Annotated in this window: 16 protein-coding genes; 6 read left to right on the top strand and 10 right to left on the bottom strand. The window is 67.8% G+C overall.

Annotated features, from left to right (window positions below; translation table 11 throughout):
- Positions 1 to 17 precede the first annotated feature (17 nt).
- The 3 genes from G6N32_RS08295 to phoA are packed head-to-tail and all read left to right on the top strand — an operon-like array spanning position 18 to position 3,291.
- Positions 18 to 626 (top strand): TetR/AcrR family transcriptional regulator, encoded by a 609-nt coding sequence (locus G6N32_RS08295; protein ID WP_410432645.1) that lies wholly within the window; start codon positions 18 to 20, stop codon positions 624 to 626.
- Positions 623 to 1,669 carry a DNA polymerase IV gene (locus G6N32_RS08290; RefSeq protein WP_232077573.1) on the top strand — a complete coding sequence of 349 codons (1,047 nt, stop codon included), beginning with the start codon at positions 623 to 625 and terminating at the stop codon, positions 1,667 to 1,669. The genes G6N32_RS08295 and G6N32_RS08290 overlap by 4 nt, the downstream gene beginning before the upstream one ends.
- Positions 1,670 to 1,728: 59 nt before the next feature.
- Positions 1,729 to 3,291 carry an alkaline phosphatase gene (gene phoA, locus G6N32_RS08285; RefSeq protein WP_115319183.1) on the top strand — a complete coding sequence of 521 codons (1,563 nt, stop codon included), beginning with the start codon at positions 1,729 to 1,731 and terminating at the stop codon, positions 3,289 to 3,291.
- Between the two features lies 1 nt (position 3,292).
- On the opposite strand, the gene G6N32_RS08280 is transcribed toward phoA, so the two are convergent.
- Together G6N32_RS08280 and G6N32_RS08275 are read right to left on the bottom strand one after the other, a co-directional pair.
- Positions 3,293 to 4,162 carry an SDR family oxidoreductase gene (locus G6N32_RS08280; protein WP_115319182.1) on the bottom strand — a complete coding sequence of 290 codons (870 nt, stop codon included), beginning with the start codon at positions 4,160 to 4,162 and terminating at the stop codon, positions 3,293 to 3,295.
- A 3-nt stretch (positions 4,163 to 4,165) separates the two neighbouring features.
- The gene (locus tag G6N32_RS08275; protein WP_115321010.1) at positions 4,166 to 4,804 is read right to left on the bottom strand and encodes a TetR/AcrR family transcriptional regulator; all 639 of its coding nucleotides are present in this window, start codon (positions 4,802 to 4,804) and stop codon (positions 4,166 to 4,168) included.
- Between the two features lie 137 nt (positions 4,805 to 4,941).
- Between G6N32_RS08275 and G6N32_RS08270 the strand changes: the two genes are divergently transcribed.
- Positions 4,942 to 6,423: a cytochrome P450 gene (locus G6N32_RS08270; protein ID WP_115319181.1), complete on the top strand. Its 1,482-nt coding sequence runs from the start codon at positions 4,942 to 4,944 to the stop codon at positions 6,421 to 6,423.
- 7 nt (positions 6,424 to 6,430) lie between these two features.
- Here the strand turns inward: G6N32_RS08270 and G6N32_RS08265 are convergent, their stop codons facing one another.
- The 7 genes from G6N32_RS08265 to G6N32_RS08235 form a co-directional block, all read right to left on the bottom strand.
- Positions 6,431 to 6,889, bottom strand: a complete 459-nt coding sequence (locus tag G6N32_RS08265) for a homocitrate synthase (RefSeq protein ID WP_170310587.1) — start codon at positions 6,887 to 6,889, stop codon at positions 6,431 to 6,433.
- A 324-nt stretch (positions 6,890 to 7,213) separates the two neighbouring features.
- The gene (locus G6N32_RS08260; protein ID WP_276047979.1) at positions 7,214 to 8,221 is read right to left on the bottom strand and encodes a phosphotransferase family protein; all 1,008 of its coding nucleotides are present in this window, start codon (positions 8,219 to 8,221) and stop codon (positions 7,214 to 7,216) included.
- Between the two features lie 63 nt (positions 8,222 to 8,284).
- On the bottom strand, positions 8,285 to 10,453 hold the full coding sequence (locus G6N32_RS08255) for a SpoIIE family protein phosphatase (RefSeq protein WP_115319178.1): 2,169 nt from the start codon (positions 10,451 to 10,453) through the stop codon (positions 8,285 to 8,287).
- A gap of 85 nt (positions 10,454 to 10,538) precedes the next feature.
- Positions 10,539 to 11,543 carry an NAD-dependent epimerase/dehydratase family protein gene (locus G6N32_RS08250; protein ID WP_172507270.1) on the bottom strand — a complete coding sequence of 335 codons (1,005 nt, stop codon included), beginning with the start codon at positions 11,541 to 11,543 and terminating at the stop codon, positions 10,539 to 10,541.
- Positions 11,544 to 11,616: 73 nt separating this feature from the next.
- Positions 11,617 to 12,972 carry a neutral zinc metallopeptidase gene (locus G6N32_RS08245; protein WP_170310586.1) on the bottom strand — a complete coding sequence of 452 codons (1,356 nt, stop codon included), beginning with the start codon at positions 12,970 to 12,972 and terminating at the stop codon, positions 11,617 to 11,619.
- Positions 12,973 to 13,052: 80 nt separating this feature from the next.
- The gene (locus G6N32_RS08240) at positions 13,053 to 15,218 is read right to left on the bottom strand and encodes an acyl-CoA dehydrogenase family protein (protein ID WP_115319176.1); all 2,166 of its coding nucleotides are present in this window, start codon (positions 15,216 to 15,218) and stop codon (positions 13,053 to 13,055) included.
- 79 nt (positions 15,219 to 15,297) lie between these two features.
- Positions 15,298 to 16,056, bottom strand: coding sequence for an SDR family NAD(P)-dependent oxidoreductase (locus G6N32_RS08235; RefSeq protein WP_115319175.1), 759 nt, complete (start codon positions 16,054 to 16,056; stop codon positions 15,298 to 15,300).
- A 161-nt stretch (positions 16,057 to 16,217) separates the two neighbouring features.
- Here G6N32_RS08235 and G6N32_RS08230 point away from each other — a divergent pair, with 161 nt between their 5' ends.
- Together G6N32_RS08230 and G6N32_RS08225 are read left to right on the top strand one after the other, a co-directional pair.
- Positions 16,218 to 17,756, top strand: coding sequence for a molybdopterin-dependent oxidoreductase (locus tag G6N32_RS08230; protein WP_115319174.1), 1,539 nt, complete (start codon positions 16,218 to 16,220; stop codon positions 17,754 to 17,756).
- 51 nt (positions 17,757 to 17,807) lie between these two features.
- Complete coding sequence (locus G6N32_RS08225; protein ID WP_115319173.1) at positions 17,808 to 19,343, top strand: ATP-dependent DNA ligase; 1,536 nt, start codon at positions 17,808 to 17,810, stop codon at positions 19,341 to 19,343.
- Between the two features lies 1 nt (position 19,344).
- Here the strand turns inward: G6N32_RS08225 and G6N32_RS08220 are convergent, their stop codons facing one another.
- Positions 19,345 to 20,940, bottom strand: a complete 1,596-nt coding sequence (locus G6N32_RS08220; RefSeq protein ID WP_115319172.1) for an FAD-dependent oxidoreductase — start codon at positions 20,938 to 20,940, stop codon at positions 19,345 to 19,347.
- Positions 20,941 to 20,985: the final 45 nt, after the last annotated feature.

The following is a 20,985-nucleotide window of genomic DNA, read 5'->3' as shown; positions in this document are numbered from 1 at the left end:
TCCCGCTGAGCTAAAGTGTGGGAGTGAGTGCGATCTACGGGGCCAATGAGCTGCCGGTTTCCGCGCCGCACGAACGAGGCGACGCCGCCCGAAACCGGCTACTGCTGCTCGACGCCGCCCGCACCCTGATCGCCGAACGAGGCGCTGACGCGGTCTCGATGGACGATATCGCCGCTGCCGCGGGCGTGGGCAAGGGCACGTTGTTCCGGCGCTTCGGCAGCCGCGCCGGGCTGATGATGGTCCTGCTCGACGAGGACGAGCGCGCCATCCAGCAGGCCTTCCTGTTCGGCCCGCCGCCCCTGGGCCCCGATGCACCTCCCCTGCAACGACTTCTGGCCTTCGGCCGTGAGCGGCTGCGCTTCGTGCAGACCCACCGCGACCTGCTTCTCGACGCCAACCGCGATCCGGATTCCCGCTATAGCGCGCCGTTCGCCGTTATGCACACCCACGTCCGGGTGCTGCTGCAGGCCGCGGGCAGCACCGGCGATCTCGATGCCCAGGCCGATGCGTTGATCGCCCTCCTGGATGCCGACTACGTCACTCATCAGCTCGACGATCGCGGCCGCTCGCTGGACAGCCTGGGCGATGCGTGGGACAGCGTCGCGCGCAAGTTGTGCGGGACGTGAGCAGCCCCCCACTCCTGCCGTGGGTGCTGCACGTCGACCTCGATCAGTTCTTGGCCTCGGTCGAACTGCGCCGCCACCCCGAACTCGTCGGCCTGCCGGTGATCGTCGGCGGCAGTGGCGATCCCGCCGAGCCGCGCAAGGTCGTGACATGCGCGTCGTACGAGGCCCGCGGCTTCGGCGTGCACGCCGGGATGCCGCTGCGTAGCGCCGCGCGCAAGTGTCCGGATGCGACGTTCCTGCCGTCGGACCCGCCTGCCTACGACGAGGCCTCCGATCAGGTGATGGGTCTGCTCCGCGATCTCGGCCATCCGGTCGAGGTGTGGGGCTGGGACGAGGCCTACGTCGGCGCCCGGGTCGCCGACCCGGTGGAACTGGCCGAGCGGATCCGCACCGTGATCGCCGCCGAGACCGGGTTGGTCTGTTCGGTGGGCATCAGCGACAACAAGCAGCGGGCCAAAGTCGCGACCGGGTTCGGCAAACCGGACGGCGTCTACACCCTCACCGACGCCAACTGGATGGAGCAGATGGGCGCGCGCCCGGTGGACGCGCTCTGGGGTGTGGGGCCGAAGACCACGAAAAAGCTTGCCAGTGTGGGCATTACGACCGTGCGAGAGCTCGCGTCGGCCGATGCCGAATTGCTCACCGCGACCTTCGGACCCCGCACCGGCCTGTGGCTGCTCCTGCTGGCCAAGGGCGGCGGCGACACGACAGTCAGCGCCGAGCCGTGGATTCCCCGGTCTCGCAGTCACGTCATCACATTCCCGCGGGACCTGACCGAACGCGCCGAGATGGACGCGGCCATCGTCGATCTGGCGCGCCACGCGCTCGCCGACGTCGTCGCCCAGTCGCGCATCGTCACCCGGGTGGCGGTCACGGTGCGCACCAACACGTTCTACACCCGCACCAAGATCCGCAAACTCGACGAGCCGAGCGTTGCCGGCGAGGTGATCACGGCCGCGGCGTTGCGAGTTCTCGACCTTTTCGAACTCGACCGTCCGGTACGACTGCTCGGGGTGCGCCTGGAATTGGCCCCGCCCGCGTAGCCAAACCTCGGCGAGCCGTTCGCTTTGCCGTCAATCGGCGTTCACCCGAACCCCGTTGAATGCCCAGGCAACGCACAGCGAACGAGGAGCATCGAGTGACGGTCGACAAGTACCTGAAAGTGGCAGCGATCGTCGGCGTCGTGGTGGTCCTGCCGCTGGCGGCGTGCAGCAGCACCGAGCAGAAGAGTTCGGTCGGCGAGACCGACAGTCGTGCCGCCCACGGCGACATCGCGGCCCCCGGCGGGGCCCGCAGATTGTCCGGTGACCAGTCGAAAGCTTTGAGCGCGAACATTTCTGACGCCAAGGCGAAGAACATCATCCTGCTCATCGGCGACGGCATGGGCGATTCGGAGATCACCATCGCTCGCAATTATGCGAAGGGCGCCGCAGGTGCTTTCGACGGTATCGACGCACTCCCACTGACGGGCCAGTACACCACCTACGCGTTACGCAAAGACGGCAAGCCCAACTACGTCACCGACTCGGCGGCCAGCGCCACGGGCTGGTCCACCGGCGTCAAGACCTACAACGGGGCGCTCGGCATCGACATCAAGGGCGCCAAACACGCCACCATCCTGGAGTTGGCCAAGGCCCAGGGCTTCGCCACCGGCGACGTCAGCACCGCCGCCATCCAGGATGCCACCCCTGCGGCGCTCTTCTCCCACATCAGCGAACGGGACTGCTACGGCCCCGAGGAGACGGCGAAGGACTGTAAGACCGAGACGCTGGAAAGCGGTGGCCCGGGATCGGTGACCGAGCAGATGCTGGTGGCGCGGCCCGACATCACCCTCGGCGGTGGTTTCACGACATTCACCCAGACCGCGACCGGAGGCGACTTCAAGGGCAAGACGCTCGAGGTCCAGGCAAAGGAGCGCGGTTACGAGATCGTCCGCACCGCAACGGAATTGGCCGCCGTCACCAAGGCAGACAAGGATGCGCCGGTGCTCGGCCTGTTCTCCGATGGCAACATGCCGGTGAGCTGGACGGGCGACCCTGCCGTGCGGCAGGGCTACCTGCAGCCCGCATCGAAGTGCGCCGATAATCCCAAGCACACTGCGGACATCCCGAAACTTGCCGATATGACGCAGAAGGCCATCGACGTCTTGTCGACGAACCAGGCCGGTAAGGACAAGGGCTTCTTCTTGCAAGTGGAAGGGGCGTCGATCGACAAGCGTGATCACGCCGCCGACCCGTGCGGCCAAATCGGTGAGACGGTCGACCTGGACGCCGCGGTCCAAAAGGCACTCGACTTCGCGCGCAAGGACGGCAACACGCTCGTCATCTTGACCGCCGACCACGCTCACACCAGCCAGATCGTCGAGGAATACACCGAAGAAGACCTCCAAGGTCTGGCCGAGGATTCCAAGCAGCCCATCGAGCGGGTCCGCGACGTCATGTATCCGGGCTTGACCAGGGTGCTGACCACAGCCGACGACGCCCCGATGATCGTCAGCTACGGAACGTCCGCCGATGTCGGCGTCGAGGACGAAACCCACACGGGCACCCAGGTGCGACTGGCCGCCTACGGTCCGCGCGCGGCCAATGTCGCGGGGCTGACGGATCAGACCGACCTGTTCGTCACGATGACCGACGCACTGGGAATCGACCCCAACGGCAAATAGCTCAGCCCGGCGGGGTGGAGGTGGCGCTGCGCGGACGCAACACGCGCGTGAAGAACACGTTGACCCGCCGCATCGCGACGCTGTACGGCCACCACGCCAGCCGTTTGAACGCGTAGAAGGCCCGGATGTCGACCGAGGTGTAGATCAGGAAACGGTTCTTGGTGACACCGGTCAGGATCTTGTCGGCCACTCTCTCCGGCGATACGGCGTGCCCGCTGAAACGCTTGACCCACTTCTGCACCTTCGGATGGTCGCGATCCACCCCGGCGATCTGGACCGTCTGCACCAAAGGGGTGTCGACCGCGCCCGGCACCACGAGCGAGACCCCGATATCGTGGCGGGCCAGATCGAAGCGCAGCACCTCCGAAAGTCCGCGCAGGCCATACTTACTCGCGCTGTAGGCGGCATGCCACGGCAGCGCGACCAGGCCTGCCGCGGAGGACACGTTCACCAGTTGACCACCGCGGCCGGCAGCCACCATCGGCGGCAGGAATGTCTCGATGACGTGGATCGGGCCCATCAGGTTGACGTCGATCATCGACCGCCAGTGGTGATGGGTGAGCTGGTCGACGGTCCCCCACGCCGAGATGCCGGCGATGTTCATCACGATGTCCATCGCCGGTCTGCGGGTGTGGATGTGGGCGGCGAACTTGGCGACCGCGTCGTAGTCGGAGATGTCCAGCGCGCGATGCTCGGGAACCTCGGCGCCGAGTGCGCGGGCGTCGGCGACGGTCTGCTCCAGTCCGGCCGCGTTGACGTCGGTCAGATACAACTCGGCGCCGTCGCGAGCCAGCCGCAGAGCTGTGGCGCGACCGATACCGCTGGCGGCGCCCGTGATGAAGACTCTCTTGCCCGCGAACCCGTCAGCCATCGATCAGTCGCCGACCCGTCCGCCCCACAACGCGTGCAGCCACAGCTTCTCCAGGATGCGCACCGCTTTGTCGAGGTCGCGGTCCGGGCCGACGAATGCCGTCTCCACGGAGAGCGTCATCGCCGTCGTCGCCGTGAGAATCCGGACGAGCCCGTGGATGTCGTCGCTGATCGGGTCGGCGGTGCCGTTGCGGATCTCGGCTTCGACGATCGGCACGATCTGATCGATCACCGTGTCGTTGTACCGGTCCAGGATCTCGCGGATCTCGGCGTCGGTGTGGCGGGCGGCGTTGCACGCCGACATCACCGGATCGTTGTGTGCGTAGACCACCGCAGCGCTGCGCACCATGCGTTCGGCGAACGCCGTCGGCGTCTCGCCGGGCCCGCGCGGGGCGAACGAGTGGGTAAGTTCCTCGAGCTCGTGAGCGGCCTCGCCGACGATGTGGGCCAGTACCGCGTACTTGGAGTCGAAGTAGAAGTAGAAGCCGGATCGCGCGACCCCGGCCCGATCGCTGATCGTGCTGACCGAGAGCTCGGCGAACGGCTTCTCTTCGAGCAGCTCGCGAACGGCCTGAACGATGGCGTGCCGCTGCTTGTCGCCACGGCGACGCGGCGCCTCGATGGGGTCTTGGGCAGCGGTCACCCGTTCACCTTGCACCACGCCGGGGGCGAAGTGAAACTTGACATGCGTCAAGAAAATTGGCCAGGATGGAGGAAACCTGTGGTGCTGGCCACACCCGGCCGCACGAATGCCTGTTCTCTGTTTCCCGAGGAGCGTCGATGGCGACCATCAGTACCCCCCACTACCTGCTGGATCAGGCACGTCGCCGGTTCACGCCAACCCTGAACACGATCCCTGGCATGGGAGCGGTTGAGAAGCGGCTCCGTGAGCGTGATTGGCCGCAGTTCGAGCTGGCCCAGCCACCCGCGGGCAGCGGCCTCAAGACGGTGATGGGCGATTCAGGCCTGCCCCTGCTCGGCCATATGGTCGAGACGTTCCGCGGCGGCCCCGAATACCTGCTGCAGGTCTACCGCAAGTACGGGCCGATCCACTACGCCTACTCCCCGGCCCTGCCCGCGGTGACCGCGCTGGGACCCGACGCCACTCAGGCGGTGTTCTCCAACAAGAACAAGGACTTCTCGCAGAAGGGCTGGCATCCGGTCATCGGGCCGTTCTTCAACCGCGGCCTGATGATGCTCGACTTCGACGAGCACATGTACCACCGGCGCATCATGCAGGAGGCGTTCACCCGCACCCGGCTGTCCGGCTACGTCGAGCACATCGACCGGGTCGCCTCGCAGGTCATCGCCGACGACTGGGTGGCCAACGACCCGCGCTTCCTGTTCCACCCTGCAGTCAAGGAACTCACCCTGGACATCGCCTCGGTGGTGTTCATGGGGCACGAGCCCGGATCCGACCACGACCTGGTCACCAAGGTGAACGCGGCGTTCACTACGACCACCCGCGCCGGCGGGGCGATCATCCGTACCTCCGTTCCGCCGTTCAAGTGGTGGCGCGGCCTGCAGGCCCGCAAGGTGCTGGAGGACTACTTCAGCGAGCGGCTGAAGGAGCGCCGCAACGCCGAGGGCACCGACATGTTGACGGTGTTGTGCCACACCGCCGACGACGAAGGCAACAAGTTCACCGACGACGACATCGTCAACCACATGATCTTCCTGATGATGGCCGCGCACGACACCTCGACGTCGACGCTCACCACGATGGCCAACCAGCTGGCCGCGAACCCGGAGTGGCAGGAACGTTGCCGCGACGAGTCCGACCGGCTCGGCGACGGGCCGCTGGACATCGAGGCGCTCGAGAAGCTGGAGACCCTCGACCTGGTGATCAACGAGTCGCTGCGGATGGTCACGCCGTTGCCGTTCAACGTCCGCCAGGCGGTGCGCGACACCGAGCTGCTCGGCTTCTTCATCCCGGCCGGCACCAACGTCAACGTCTGGCCCGGACTGAACCACCGCCTGCCGGAGCTGTGGACCGATCCGGAGAAGTTCGACCCGGATCGCTTCGCGGAGCCGCGTAACGAGCACAAGCGGCATCGCTACGCCTTCGCGCCGTTCGGCGGCGGCGCACACAAGTGCATCGGGATGGTCTTCGGGCAGCTGGAGATCAAGACCGTCATGCATCGGTTGCTGCGCAAGTACCGGCTCGAGCTCCCGCATCCGGGCTACCAGCCCCACTACGACTACGCGGGCATGCCCGTGCCGATGGACGGCATGCCGATCGTGCTGCGCCCGCTGCACTGACGGGCGGTCAGCCGATCAGCCGGTTCGCGCAGGCGATGACGGCGCGCAGCGCCGATTGGGTGGGATCTTCGGCCCAGCCCATCGCCCATTCTCGGCGTCGCCCGTCGCTGCCCTGCACGAAGGTCGCGGTGTGCGGTCCGGATGCCAGTTGGTGGAAACGGGTCATCTCGACGCCGATCCCGCGCTCGTAGAGCATCGCGGTCAGCGCGGCGACCGGCCCGCTGGCATGCGCGGTCGCGGGCTCGATGCGGTCACCGATCGCGAGCGTCGCGCAGAACCGGCGCGGCTGCGGGCCGAGCCGAGCCAGCCGGTCATCGCATTCCCACGCCCACAACTGCACGGGCCCGTCAATGGCGCTGAACGTGGCGGTGAAGTCGCTCCAGGGCATGGCTTCGGCATGTTCACGCAGCTCAAAGGGCAGCGGAGCGCAGAACCGCGGTAAAGGTTGGGAAATGGTGCTGGTCATGTGAATCGGTCTTCTCATCCGAACGGAGGCTGACCGACGTCGTAGCATTCGACCCACAGCGGGGGGTCGGTCTGGATCAGACCCCGCTGCGGGTAGCTACTACGACAAGCACACGGTGCATGGCCGCAAGGCTAGTCCTCGGCGGCCCAGCGATGCAACCGAGATAGTCTGCCGACCAGAAGGAGTTGATATGTGTTACCCCGTTGAATGCCCTAAGTGCCACAAGACCACCTGGGCGGGTTGTGGCGAGCACGTCGACCAGGTGATGCGCGACGTGCCACCCGCCCAGCAGTGCACCTGCGGCGGCAGCAGCCAGCCCGGCCGCTAGACGAACGGGTTGTCGCCGGTCGCGACCTGCACGCCCAGACCGATCAGGCGGCTCGCCGAATCATGCAGCCGCTCACCGGCTTCGCGATGCGCCTGGCCTGCCAGATACCGCGAGTACGTGCCCTCGATGACGATCGCCAGCTTGAAGCACGCCATCGCGATGTACCAGTTCAGGTTCTCGGTGGGCCGCCCACCGGCGTCGGTGTAGGCGGCGATCAATTCGGTGCGCGACGGCAGCCCACCGAGAGCGGCCAGCTCTCGGCCGGCATTGATCGGGTCGGGATCGTCTGGCCAGCACACCAGGATCCAGCCCAGATCGAGCAACGGATCGCCGATCGTGCACATCTCCCAGTCCACGAACGCCGCGACCTCCGGGGCGTCGCGGCGCAGCAGCACGTTGTTGAGGTGCGCGTCGCCGTGCATGATGCCCGGCTCACCGTCAGGCGGCCGGTGCTCTCCGAGCCAGTCCGCGAGCCGGCCGACGTCAAGCATCTCCGGCCGATAGCCCTCGTGGCGGTAGCTGTCGAGCAGCCCGAGGAAGTTCGGAACCTGACGCGCCAGAAAGGATCCCGGGCGGTGCAGCTGCTGCAACGGGCGGCCGTGCCACGGTGCCGCGCTCAGCCGGGCCAGGTCTGCCGCGTAGTTCAGGCCCACCTGATGCCGCAGCCGAGGGTCGGCGACGTACGCGGGGGCCACCTCGGTGGCCGGGTTGAAGCCGTCGACGTCCTCCATCAGGTAGAAGACGACTCCCAGCACGCCGATGTCGTCACAGCCGGCCACGAATCGGGGATGGGGCACCGAGCTTCCGGTCAGCGTCTGCAGCACCGCGATCTCGCGCTGCATGGTGCGGTTGCTGTTGGGGCGCGGGTGGGGTGGCGGCCTGCGCAGCACCAGGCGGCGGTCGTCGACACGCAATCGCACCACCACATTCTGAGTTCCGCCGGCCAGCGGTTCGACATCGCTGACCGCCGAACCGATTCCGTTGTCGCGCAGCCAGGTGGTCAGCGCGCCGACGGCGGCCGAGTCAAGTGTTCCGGGAACCTCGGCCGGCCCGGTCCTCGATATTGCTCAATGGTCAGTGGATTCATGAAAGTCGTTGCCGCGCATGCCGGGTCCGAAGCGCACGGCGATGGCGCAGACATCGTCGTTGCGAGGCGGCGGAGCGAGGGTCTGGGTCAGTTCCCGGCATGCCGACGGCAACGCCTCGTCGCCCCGCCAGTCGGCGACGATGTGTTCGACGCGCACCATCCCTGACTCGATGTCCTGGCCGCGTCGCTCGATGAGCCCGTCGGTGTACATGACGAGAATGTCGCCCTCCCCCACCTCGACGTTGCCCTCGCTGTAGGACGCCCGCTCGAGGGGGCCCAATACGGGGCCGTGCGCACCCGCCAACCGGATGATCGTCCCGGTCGACGCGCGTCGCAGCAACAGCGGCGGGTGCCCTGCCGAGGCGTAGCACAGGGTCCCCGAGGCCGAATCCAAGAGCGCCACACCCATTGTCGCGAACTTTCCGTTGCTGGCATGACGCGTGAACGCGTTGAGCGCCGTGAGCAACTGAGCGGGGGCCAGCCCCTGTAGGGCCAGCGCTCGCCCGGCACTGCGCAGTTGAGCCATGTCCTCGACGGCGGGCAGCCCGTGGCCCACCACATCGCCGACCGCCAGATAGGTTCGGCCGGGCCACAATTCGAGCGCGTCGTACCAGTCGCCGCCAAGGCCCTGCACCAGGTCGGCGGGTTCGTAACTCACTCCGATGTCAACCCCGTCGATCGGAATCGGGCTGGTCGGCAGAACAGCGGCCTGCAGCACCGCCGCGCGGGCGTGTTCGTCGGCGTACATTCGTGCCCGTACCAGCGCCTGCCCGATCATCGTCGCGACCGCCGAGGTGTAGGCCAGCTGTGCGGTGTCCAGCGGTTGGGTGTCGGCCCACGCCAACACCAGCGCTCCAATTGCCTTGCCGCCCACTGTCAACGGCCAGCTCACAACCGCCGCACCGCCGCTTGCGACCATCCACTTGGCGTTGTCGGGGTATCGCCGGCGGTACTCGGCGACCGTTCGGATCACCACCGGCTGACCGGTGCGGACCGCGTCGGTGGCTGCGGTGGACTCACTGACCGCCACACCTTCATGGAACTGGTTGACCACGAATTCGGGATAGCCACCCATCGCCACCCACTCGAGGGTGGCGCCCTCATCATTGACCAGCCCGACCGCGACCGCCTGCGCGCCAGCGTCATTGATCACCTGACTGATGACCGCGTCGCCGATCTGCTTCTGGGTGAAGGCCCCCGACAGCAGCCGACCGAGGTTGGCGAGCGTCTCCAGACGGGCCCGCTCGCGCTGTTCTGCCTGGTGTTGCCTGACCGCCGTGACGCGCCCGGCGGCTTCCTGCGCGGTCAGCATCGCGACCAGCACCACCACCGCGATGAACGCCTGGGCGATCGCCAGCTGTCCCGGCCGCCGCAATTCGAGATTCTCGAAGGTCGAGTATCCGGCGTTGGCCATGCCGTTGGCGGTGAACGCCAGCGCGGCGCCACACAGTGCCGCGCCGATCATGTCCAGACGCAAGGCCGCCCACGCCATCACCGGCAAGAGGAACAGCGCAGGCGGAAGCGAGAGGCGGAATGACACCACAGTCAGCACCGCCATGCCGGTCAGGACCAGTATCGTCTCCAGCATCCGCGATCGCAGGATGTGGGATTGCACTGGCCACAACAAGATTGGTGCACCGATCATCAGGACGCCGACCCCGTCGCCGGCCCACCAGTGCAATACGGTCATCGCCCAATCGGCCTGATCGCCCAGAGATTTGGTGAGCCCGCCGATCACGCCGCCGGCCAGCGGCCCCAGCACCATGGCTCCGGCCACGAACCGGGCGAGGTCCTCGCGCTTGCGGAGATCAGGCGGCCCTTTGCACCAGGCCAGCACAAGTGAGGCTCCGACCAGCGGCTCGACCGAGTTGGCCGCCGCGAATCCCACCGCCGCCGGCCAGCTCACTCCGTAGCGCAGGTCGACGGCCAGCTCGGCCACCACGATCGCGGCGACGATCACCGGCCACATCGTCCGGCGGGTCAGCAGCATGGCCGCCACCGTCACCCCGGCCGGCGGGAAGAACGCGGGTCCGATACCGGCACCGAAGGTCTGCCACGACAACACCGATCCGGCCAGGTAGGGCAACGCGACCCAGCCGAACAAGCCGGCCGCGAATCCGATCCGATCGCGAGTACGCGGGACGCTCACGCAGCCCCGCTTCGTGATCCGTGGATCAGCCGGGCCGCAAACACGTCACGAGCGTAGTCACCCGTCGGCAAACCCGAGGGATTCTTCAGTGAGCCCGCTCGCGTCGTCGCCGATCGAAGAACTCCACGGCTTCCCGGATCGACTCGTGCACGTCGCGCGGGTGCCAGCCCAGTTCGCGGGTTGCCTTGCCGTGATCCATCGGTGCCATGATCCCCATCAGCCGCACGGTGGTCGGATTCAGCGGCACGTCGCGACGCGTCAGCGCGGCGGCGACACCGCCGAGGGCCCCGATTGCCGTCATCACCGGTTTCGGGATGCCCACCCGGGGCGCCGGCCGGCCCGCGGCGCGGGCCGCCGTCCCGTAGAGCTCGCGGTAGGGCAGATAGCGCTCGGAGATGATGTAGCGCTCCCCGACCCGGCCGTGGTCGGCGGCCAGCACCAGCGCGCGGGCGGCGTCGGTGATCCCGACGACCTCCGTCGCCATTCCGTCCATATAGAAGGGCAGCTTGCCGGCCGCGGCGGCGGCCACCAGCGACCCGTGCGGAGTGGGCTGCCAATCCCCTGCGCCGTACGTGTTGGACACGCACAGCGCCACCGCGGGCAACGCCTTGTCGCGGCTGTAGTCCAGCACCAGCTTTTCGGCCGCGATCCGCGAGCCGATGTAGCCGCCGCCCTTACCGCCCCAGTCGACCGGGGTGTCCTCGTTCACGACGCCACCGGTGCCCAATCCGATCGTCCCGATGGTGCTGGTGAAGACGAACTTGCGCAGATCGGCGTTCACCGCGGCGTCGAGGACGTGACGGAGGCCGTCGACGTTGGTGCGGTACAGCGGTGCCGGATCGCGTAGGTGTGCCCGGGTGTCGACGACGCAGTAGTAGACGACGTCGCAGCCGTCCATCGCCTCCTCGAGCGCGGCGTCGTCGAAGATGTCGCCGTAGAAGCGCTGCACGGGCAGGTCGTCGATGCCGCGGGTGGAGCTCGAGGTGCGGAGCATGACCCGGACGGTGTCGCCACGCTCGACCAACTGCCGCGTCACATGCGAGCCGAGGAAACCGCTCGCGCCCAGAACCAGGGAGTCGGTGCCTGCCACACCCCGGAGCATGCCCGACACCACTCACCGGGGACAAGATTGCCGATCTGTTCACCGGGACATCGCGGGCGGCTCAGTCCTTCAGGCAGGCACCCGCTCCGTCGAGCACGCCGGTGCGGAAGTGCCGGATTCGTTCGTAACCGGCGCCCTGGCGGTCGACGTCACCGTCGCCGCGGAACACCAGCAGTGCGGTGATGGCCTCATCGAGATCGCCGGGTGAGATGCCGAAGCTGCTGGTCTCCTTGCGGTTCTGCAGCAGGACGCTGGCCGTGTAAGACCCGGCGAAGCAGTCGCCGCGCAGCGACTGGGTTTTGTCGTCGGACTTGTCGTTGGCGCGGGTCATCGCGGCGAGCCCGAACTGCGTGGCGATCAACGTCGCGACCGCGTAGTCACCACCCTGGTTGTAGACGGTGCGCATCGCGTCGTTCTCCCAGCCGATGTAATCGTCTGGGACGCAATAGAACAGCGCATAACCGTCGGCTCGGGTGTTACCGCACATCGGCGGGTTGGACGGGTCGAACGGCTCAAGGCCCTTGACCGGCACCCAGGCCTCGCCGTTGGTCAGCTCCGGGTAGACATGCGCCCAGTAGTCCTCGATGTCATAGGGCACGTCGTTGACCATCGCGTCGTAGGGCATGTCCCCACCGGCGGCCTCGTCTTCGGCGTTCTGGAACGGCAACTCGACGACGACCGGGTTGTCGTCGCGGTAGGCCTTGCAGGCGGTGGGCCCGTTGTCGTAGCCGTCCTGAAACGCGCCGACCCGGTCGAAGCCGCTACCGTGCGCCGACGGGTCGATCTTGCTGGTTCCCGGCGAATCCCGAAGCTCGAGGATGCCCGCCAGGGCGTTGTCCATATCGGCGGCGTTGACCTTGTAGAGCCCCGAGTCCTTGGCATGCTTGGCCCAGCCACCGGCGAAGCAGTCGGCCTGCAGCTCCTTGGTCACCGTGCGCGCGGTGAAGTTGGACCGGGCCTGTATGGCATGGCCCCACTCGTGGGCGAGCACGATCGGAATGACGAAATCACCGAATTTCGATTGCAGTTCGGGGAGAAGCGTTTCGGAGTCCCATGCCACCACATCCTTGCTGGCGCAGTAGAAGGCGTTGCCCGCGATGTCGCTGGCGGCCTCGGCGCAGGGCGGTAGTTCCCCGGACGAGGGGATCACCGAGAAGAAGCCACCTTCCACCGGCGTGTATTCGCTGCCATAGAGCTTGGGGTATTCGACGGACCAGTACTTCTGCAGGTCGGCGATCGCCTGCACGGCGATCTTGTTGGGCCCGGTGGACGCATCACCGGTGATCTTGATGGCCTCGGGGGCCGTATTGGCAACCTGTGTGTTCTGCGCGAGGGACTGGGGTTTGTCGGGCTTCGGCCCCCCGCAGGCAGCCAGGACAATGGCCAGCGCAGCCAGTATCAGAGCTTTGGATCGCATGCACGAACATTAGCCATTACCACAGCTTCCTGCGGTGAATACCACAGAAACGGTTTGCCAACGGCGCAGCGCCGCGTCAATTACTTGATCAGCGGGTCACGCGGCATGCCGAGGATGCGCTCCGCGATCTGGTTGCGGGTGATCTCCGACGTGCCGCCGGCGATGGACAGTGCGCGCGACCCCAGGGCCGCCCGCCCTGCCATCTCGCCCTCGCCACCCTCGAGTGCCGCGTCCGGTCCGACCAAGGCCGCGGCGATGGTGCCCTGCTCCTGGAACTGTTCGGCCAGAATGAGTTTGGTGATGTTGCCTTCCGGGCCGGGCCCGGCGCCCTCCAGCGCGCGCACCACGCGGCGCAGGTTCAGCAGACGCAGCGCCTGGTCTCTGGCCAGGAACCGGCCGACCCACTGAACCGCGCCGGCGACCCGGTCGCCGTGCGCCTTGGTCAGCGACACCAGCCACGCCGCTGCCGGCGCGATCGTGCCTGCGCCGCCACCGATGCTCACCCGCTCGTTGCCCAGCGTGGCGCGCGCGACGGTCCACCCGGCATTCGGCTCCCCGACGACATCCTCGTCGGGGACGAACACGTCGTTGAAGAACACCTCGTTGAAGTCCGCGCCGCCGGTGATCTGGCGCAGAGGCCGAACCTCCACGCCCGGCGCCTCCATGTCCAGGATCACCGTCGTGATGCCGGCGTGCTTGGGCACGTCGAAGTCGGTGCGCACGGTGGCCAGGCCGCGCTTGCAGTAGTGCGCCCCGCTGGTCCACACCTTCTGGCCGGAAATCTTCCATCCACCGTCCACGCGAGTGGCCCGGGTCTTGACCGCCGCGGCGTCCGAACCCGCCGACGGTTCGGAGAACAGCTGGCACCAGATCTCGTCTTTGCGCAGTGCCTTCTCGACGAATCGCTCGATCTGAGAGGGGGTTCCGTGCTGAATCAGAGTCAGGATCACCCATCCGGTGATGCCGTAGTCCGGCCGCTTGACACCGGCGGCGGCGAACTCTTCTTCGATCAGCAGCTGCTCGACGGCACCGGCAGCCCGGCCCCACGGCTTGGGCCAGTGCGGCATGACATACCCGGTCGCGATCAGCTCGTCGAGTTGCGCCTTTTCGTCCAGCTTGGCGAGTTCAGCTGCATCAGAGCGGATTTGAGTACGCAGCTCGTCGGCCTCGGGTGGCAGGTCCAGGCTGTTGGCGCGGCCGTGGCCGGCGTCGGTAAGGGTGAACACGTCAGTGGCCGGCCCGTCCCCGCCGAGGACCGCCTGCACGGTCAGCGCCCGCCGCAGATGCAGATGCGCGTCGTGCTCCCAGGTGAAGCCGATCCCGCCGTGCACCTGAATGTTCAACTCCGCGTTGCGAACATAAGCCGGGAACGCCAACGCTGCCGCGGCCGCTGCGACCAGTTCGAACTGCTTCGGATCGTCGGTGGAAGCACGGGCGGCATCCCACACGACGGCGATCGCCGACTCGGAGCCGACGATCATGTCGGCGCAGTGATGTTTGATCGCCTGAAATGTCGCGATGGTGCGGCCGAACTGCTCACGCACCTTGGCGTATTCGACAGCGGTGTCCACACAGTCCGAGGCTCCGCCCGCGGCCTCTGCCGCGAACAGTGTGCGCGCCAGGGCCAGCGCCGCGCTGCGCGCCCCGGTCAGCACGTTGCCGGCCACCGAGACGTCGCGCAGCGTCACCCGCCCGGATCGCCGCGCCCGGTCGAGGCTGCCCGGCAGTTCGACCGAGACCCCGTCGGCGCTTCGCTGCACCAGCAGCACGTCGTCACCGGCGACGAGCATCAGCAGGTCGGCGAGCCCGGCACCGAGGACCACGCCCGCGTCGCCGTCGGCGGTGTCACCGGAAACGGTGAGGCCGCCGCCGAATCCCACTGCGGCAGTGACGGATCCGTCGACCAGACCGGGCAGCAGCCGCGCCTTCTGCTCGTCGCTGCCCACCGCCGACACCACCGCGGATGCGACCACGGTCGGCACGAACGGACCGGGCGCGACCGCGCGTCCGAGCTCGTCGATGACGACCACCAGTTCGGGCAACCCGAAACCCGATCCGCCGTACTGTTCGTCGACGTGCAGCCCGAGCCAACCCAGCCCGGCCAGCTCGGCCCAGAACGGCGGTGCCGTCTCCTCGGCGTCGTCGGCGAGCAGTGCGCGCGCCGCCGCCCTCGCCTTCTGCGTGCTCAGAAATGAGCGCGCCACCTCGCTGAGTTCACGGTGGTCGTCGGTCAGTGCGATACCCATCGGATCCTCCTCGAGGCGGCGGTGCCCATTCCCCTAATGCCTTACCACAGCAGAGGCAAACCGCAGTACGGCGCCCGGATCACTTGGGGGCGAAGCGCTGCCCGGCGTCGAGACGGATGCACTGGCCGTTGAGCATCGGGTTGTCGACGATCGCGGCGACCAGCTTGGCGAATTCCTCGGGACGGCCGAGCCGCTTCGGGAAGGCGGCGTCCTTGGTCAGCGCCTTGGCGAACTCGTCGGGAATGCCCTTGGTCAGGCCGGTGGCGAACAGGCTCGGCGCGATTGCGAGCGCGCGAATGCCGACCGGGCCGAGGTCGCGGGCCATGGTCAGGCACATGCCGGCGATGCCGGCCTTGGCAGCGGTGTAGGCGACCTGGCCGATCTGACCTTCGAACGCGGCGATCGAGGCGGTGTTGATGATGACGCCGCGCTCTTCGTCTTCGGGCTCGTTGTTGGCCATGTGCGCGGCCGCCAGGCGACTGATGTTGAAGCTGGCGATCAGGTTGAGATTGATCGTGCTCTGGAAGGTCTCCAGGGCGTGCGGTCCGTTCTTGCCGAACGTCTTCTCCGCGACACCGCCACCCGCGGTGGTGAGCACGACGTGCAGGCCACCGAGCGCCTCGACGGCGTCGGCCAGCACCTTCTCGGTGCCCGCGAAGTCGGTGACGTCGATCGGGAAGAACGGGCCGCCCACGGAGGACGCGACCTCGGGGCCGTCGGTGCCTTCGCGGTCGAGGATCGCCACCTTGGCGCCGTGCGAGGCCAGCAGCTCAGCGCTGGCCCGTCCGAAGCCCGATGCGCCGCCTACGACGACCACCTTCTTGCCCGAGATCTCCATCCGACACTCCTGTCCGTTGACGCGGTACGGCTCCCCGTGCCGCTTACAGTTCGCAGTTCAATTCGCGGGGACACCCCGGTGGCGCCCAAGCCGGTACGCACGTTACCGCTCGTCATCAAACGGTCACGGACAGGGTGTCTACCCAGCGGTAGGTTGGCCGTATGGCCCAAACCTCGACCGGTCTGCGAATGGGCGCCGGCGTGGCGGCTGCCGCCGTCGCTCTCGGCGTGGTCCAGCTGAGCGCGGCTTTCTTCTCGCCGGCCGCCGATGCGCGTACCGCCGTCGGCACCGCGGTCATCAACGCGACGCCGGGGCCGGTGAAGGAATGGGCCATCCTGACCTTCGGGACGGCCGACAAACTCTTCCTCTCCGTGGCGGTGATCGCGGTGATCGGGGTGCTGGCCGCAGTCGCCGCCATCTGGGAACGGTCCCGCGTCCCGGTCGGTTCGGTGGCGTTCCTGCTCGCGGCCGCGGCCGGAAGCGCGGCGGTGCTGGCCCGGCCGGGCGCTCGGCCGGTCGACATCATTCCGACCCTGCTCGGGGCGGTCTGCGGGATCGCGGTCTTGCGGCTGCTCACCTCGGGCCGCATCGCCGATGACCGAGCCGCCGATACCCCCGACGAAGCCAGGATGGATCCCGGACGCCGGCTGTCGCTCGCGACGCTCGGGTTCGCCGGACTCGGGTTGCTCGGCGGTGTCGCAGGTGTGGTGATCACCCGACGACTGCACTCGGTGTCCGGCGACCGGGATACCTTCGCTCTGCCCTCGGCCGCACCGCCGTCGCCGGTTCCCGCCGACGTCACACCGAACGGCGTCCAACTGCCCAGCTTCATCACCAGCAACGCCGACTTCTATCGCATCGACACCGCCCTGAGCGTCCCGCAGCTGTCCCGGGCCGACTTCCGGCTGCGCATCCACGGGATGGTCGACCGCGAAATCACCTACACCTTCGACGACTTGAAGAAATTCGAGCCGATCGAGAAGGTCGTGACGTTGACGTGTGTGTCCAACCCGGTCGGCGGCGATCTCATCTCGAACGCCACCTGGACGGGTTACCGGGTCAGGGACCTGTTGCGGGACAGCGGAATCCATACCGATGCCGATATGGTGCTGTCGACGTCGGTGGACGGGTTCACCGCGGGCACCCCGGTGGAGGCGCTCACCGACGGCCGCGACGCGATCCTGGCGATCGGGATGAACGGTGTTCCCCTGCCGGTCGAGCACGGCTATCCCGCCCGCTTGGTGGTGCCTGGTCTGTACGGCTACGTCTCGGCCACCAAGTGGGTGGTGGACCTGGAGCTGACCCGCTTCGACCGGGTGCAGGCCTACTGGACCAAGCTCGGCTGGTCCGAGCGCGGCCCGATCAAAACCGAGTCGCGGATCGACGTGCCGCGCGACAGCCAGAAGGTGGCCAAGGGGCCGGTGACCTTCGGCGGGGTGGCGTGGGCGCAGAACCGCGGCGTGAAGGCCGTCGAGGTCCGAATCGACGACGGGCCGTGGCAGCCTGCGCAGCTCGGTGCGGCCTACTCGAACGACACCTGGCGGCTCTGGAGCTTCCCGTGGACGGCTTCCCAGAGCGGGGTCCACACGATCACGGTCCGCGCCACCGACAACACCGGTGCGGTGCAGACGCAGGCCCAGGCGCTACCGGCGCCCGACGGTGCGACGGGCTGGCACTCGGTGTCCTTCGAAGTCGCCTGACACCGTGATTGTCCCGGGCTGGCTGTCATAGTGCCGTGCCAACCTGGAGCCATGTTGCTCGTCGATGTCGTGGCCGCCTCCGCCGACGTCTCGGCGACGTCATCGCGGCTGGCGAAGGTGGCTCGGATCGCCGAGCTGTTGTCGGGCGTCGGCGATCCGCGGCTGGTCCAGGTCGTGGTGTCATGGCTGTCCGGCGATCTGCCGCAGCGCCAGATCGGGGTGGGCTGGGCGGCGCTGCGGTCGCTGCCTGCACCGGCTGAGGAGTCCACGCTGACGGTGGCCGCCGTCGATGCCACGTTCACCGAGATCGGTGCGGTCGCGGGCAAGGGCTCTCAGTCCCGGCGAGCCGAGTTGCTCGGCGGACTGTTCGGCGCGGCCACCGACGCCGAGCAGGTGTTCCTGCGTCGGTTGCTGGGCGGCGAGTTGCGCCAAGGCGCGCAGGCCGGGGTGATGGCCGACGCGGTGGCGAAGGCAGCCGGCCTGCCCGCCGCGGCCGTTCGCCGGGCGGCCATGCTCGGCGGCGATCTGCCTGCGGTGGCGGCCTCGGCGCTGACCGGCGGGGCCGACGCGCTCGATGACTTCACGCTGACGGTGGGCAGGCCGGTCGGCCCGATGCTCGCTCAGACCGCGACCGGTGTCGCCGACGCGCTCGAACGCCTCAGCGGCGCCGCGATTTTCGAGGCCAAGCTCGATGGCGCTCGGGTGCAGATCCACCGCTCGGGCGACGACGTGACCGTCTACACCCGCAGCCTCGACGACGTCACGGCGCGGTTGCCCGAGGTGGTGGACGCCGCGCTGGCGCTGCCGGTGACGTCCCTGATCGCCGACGGCGAGGCGATCGCGCTACGCCCCGACAACCGCCCGCACCGATTTCAGGTCACCGCGTCCCGGTTCGGGAAGAGCACCGATGTGGCCGCAGCCCGCGCAGCACAACCACTCTCGGTGTTCTTCTTCGACATCCTGCACCTCGACGGCGTCGACCTGCTCGACGAGTCGACGCATGCCCGGCTCGCCGCGCTGGACGCGATCGTGCCCGCCGATCAGCGCGTCGATCGGCTTGCGACCACGGATGCCGCTGCGGCACAGCGGTTTCTCGATGTGACCCTGGCCGCCGGACACGAAGGCGTGATGGCCAAGTCGCCTGCCTCCCCCTACGAGGCGGGCCGCCGTGGTGCGGGCTGGCTGAAGGTCAAGCCGGTGCACACCCTTGATCTGGTGGTCCTGGCGGTGGAATGGGGGTCGGGCCGGCGGACCGGCAAGCTGTCGAATATCCATCTGGGCGCCCGTGATCCGGCCGGCGGCGACTTCGTGATGTTGGGCAAGACGTTCAAGGGCATGACCGACGCGATGCTGGAGTGGCAGACCGCGCGGTTCAGCGAGCTGGCGACCGGTCCGCTCGACAAGTACGTGGTGCCGGTGCGGCCCGAGCAGGTCGTCGAGATCGCCTTCGACGGAGTGCAGGGCTCCAGCCGGTATCCCGCCGGAATGGCGCTGCGCTTCGCGCGGGTGCTGCGGTACCGCAACGACAAGAGCCCGGCCGAGGCCGACACCGTCGACACGGTGCGCGCGTTCTACGAGCGCGACTGACTCAGTGAGCCGTGTTCTGCGAAAAGGCCAGTAGCCAGCCGTCGCCGGTACGCACCGCGACACTGGTGTTGCGACGGGTCCGCCGCCGGATTGGTCCGGTGATCGCGGTGCGGGCTTGGATCAACGCCACGTCGGGCGTGAGATAACGCAGTCGGGTGATGTGGGTTGACGCCCGGCGGCGATGGGCCTGACGGTCGACAAGCGCACGGATGGCCTGTTCGTCGGTTCCGGTCACCGACGAGTGCGACGTTGCGGGCTGGTCATACAGCGTCGCGCGTGGGTGGCGAAGGTTGGCGAGCAGGACTCGCGCGAGAAACTTTCGGCCCCGCAGCCTCGCGGGCGGATCGATGAGGCCGCGGACCCGCAGAATCTGCTCAGCCACAGCGATATCCGTTCCGGCAGCGCGCAGCACGGCACGCTGCATCCACGTCTGTGCGCGGGGTACCGAAGCGGCTTGCGGCTGGTCGTTGGCCCGGTTGACCGCCCACACCGGTGCGATGTGCCCGGCCGCGGCTCGATAGAAACGCCGGGGCAGGTCGGCGGCGCCGGTCTGCAGGCAGTCGCGTAATGAAAGGGCCTGCAGGGCAGCCATGGTCATGCCTTGCCCATAGAGCGGATTGAGGCTGCACAGAGCGTCGCCGAGGACGACCAGACCCGTTGGTAGATCGGGCATTTTCTCGTAGCGCCGCCACACCGCGCCGGTGTTGCGTGAGATCGAGATCTCCCCCACACATGTCGCGTCGCGCAGTCCGGCCACCATCTCGGCGGGCAGCATCCGCTCGGCCGTTCGCATCATCTCCGCGTAACTGCTTGGAACCGGGCCGCATTCATCCGAACACGAAACCGCCAACATCCAGGTGTCGTGCTCGTACGCGACGAGCATCGCTGCCGGCGCCGCTCGGCCCTGATTGACGAATACCATCCGCTGCCGGATGCGCCCCGGTGGAATATGCAACAGCTGACTGGAATATCCCCCGGTCGACGGGATCCGTTTCTCTGGCACCACAGCGACATCCTGGTTCGCCAGCTGGCGCGCTGAGCATGCAGCGCGTCCCGTGGCGTCGACGACGAGGTCGCTCTTCAGGATCGACGCGCTGCCGGTCTCACGATCGATGACCCGCACACCGACCACCGAACCCCCCATGAGCACCGGTCCCACGATGTTCCGCTGCCCGACGACCGTGACGTTCGGCAGCGCGTTCACGCGTCGGCGCACATGGAACTCCAGGAACGGCCGACTGGACTGGTATGCCGCAACGGCTTTCGGATCGGCAAGCCGACCGACAGGATTGAGCTCATGACGCCCGATCCGGACGTAAATCCGCGACAAGTCGTCACCGTCATCGACGACGGCCCCGTCCGCACCCATCTCGGCCAGAATGCCGGGGAACAGCTCACCGATCGCCTGCGTACCGCGGCTCAGGAGGCTGTGCAGATGACGCCCCTGCGGCACCCCGGTCCGCTGCACCGCGCAATCGGGCAGCGCGTCACGTTCCACGACCGTTACCGACGCATAGAACTCCGACAGAACCCGCGCCGCGAGAAGTCCCGCCATGCCGGCACCCAGAACCACCGCGTGCGAACCCAATTCGGCCATGTGGTCGCCTCCATCCCGCTGCGCCGCACGGTGGCATCCGCAGCT

Source organism: Mycolicibacterium aichiense (assembly GCF_010726245.1).
Taxonomy (GTDB): domain Bacteria; phylum Actinomycetota; class Actinomycetes; order Mycobacteriales; family Mycobacteriaceae; genus Mycobacterium; species Mycobacterium aichiense.
This window is presented reverse-complemented; position numbering and strand designations above follow the sequence as displayed.